The 1,025-nt window shown below is 45.4% G+C and carries 1 protein-coding gene and 1 pseudogene; both read left to right on the top strand.

The window, feature by feature from the left end; genetic code table 11:
- The first annotated feature begins 430 nt into the window (after window positions 1–430).
- Window positions 431–691 carry a hypothetical protein gene (locus ACFC4D_RS46450; RefSeq protein WP_046129924.1) on the top strand — a complete coding sequence of 87 codons (261 nt, stop codon included), beginning with the start codon at window positions 431–433 and terminating at the stop codon, window positions 689–691.
- A 214-nt stretch (window positions 692–905) separates the two neighbouring features.
- Window positions 906–1,025 (top strand): annotated as a pseudogene (locus tag ACFC4D_RS46445) (hypothetical protein); the annotation flags it as partial.

Below are 1,025 nucleotides of genomic sequence, written 5' to 3'. Positions count from 1 at the left end.
ACCCTTGATTTTGAAGGCTTAGTGCTTACAAAAGAAGAGGAAGAGCTTTTGAAAAGGCGGTTTCATGGAGAAATTACAGAAGAGGAATACATACAAAAAGCGCTCGAACTGGCAAGGTCTTGAGGAGGACTGGCTGCTGCAGGGAGAAAACAAGCGTTTATGCCGCGAAAGTCGATTTACAATGAGAGGCACTCTCATGCAAACTGCCGGAGGTGGCCCCGGAGGGCGGTTTTCGCCCTGCGGGGTTGCCTTTGGGAGTTTGAGGGTGCGGAGGCTCGTTGTCAATCGAACCGTGGAATAAAAAGCGGGGCCGATGTTCGGGAATCGGGAGGTAAAGGCAGCTGCCGGCGATTTTAGTCGTTCGTCTTTTTGTCGATTTGGATCCCTAACCTGGTTCCTGGTCGTTCGGTTTTTGGAAAGGTGGAAGTAAGTGAAGACAGAAGAGGAAAAGGTACTGAAGGCACTAGAGGATTTGGGCCAGATGATTAAAGAGGGTTTGGATGAGATAAAAGAGGATTTGGGAGATACGCGATCGGGTATCAAAGCAGAGACTGTGGCGTTGAAGAGGGAACTGAGTGAGTTTGAAAAAAATATGAATGAGCGTTTTGATAGACTGGATGAGGTGTTTGAGAGCAGGCGGAAAAAAATGATTGAATTTGCGAAGGAGATCGGGGCGGATATAGAGAGCTAATTCCGAGGCTTTTTGATCGCTGAATAAAGTTGTATAATTTTAGCTGCTCACATGTTTTGTTTTAGCGCTCTTGCTTTTTGGCAGGAGCGTTTTTTTTGTTTGCGGCGTCACGCAACATTTTTTCTAAGAGATTTTCTGCGATTATTGGCGGGCATCTTTATGTTAATCTTTAACATAAAAAGGGTTTTTGTTGGGAAGGAAGGAATGAGGCTCATTGGAAACCATACCATCTTCTTCTGTGGGAATGAAAATCAATGCGTGGTACAACGAAATCCAGAAGCTGAATGTGATAGAAGCGGAACGGTTGAAAGCCGAAATTGAGCAGGATTTAGAC

Origin of the sequence: Nocardia sp. NPDC056000 (assembly GCF_042269265.1) — a bacterium.
GTDB lineage: Bacteria > Actinomycetota > Actinomycetes > Mycobacteriales > Mycobacteriaceae > Nocardia.
Note: the sequence above shows the minus strand (reverse complement) of the source record. Positions and strands in the feature narration are given on the sequence as shown.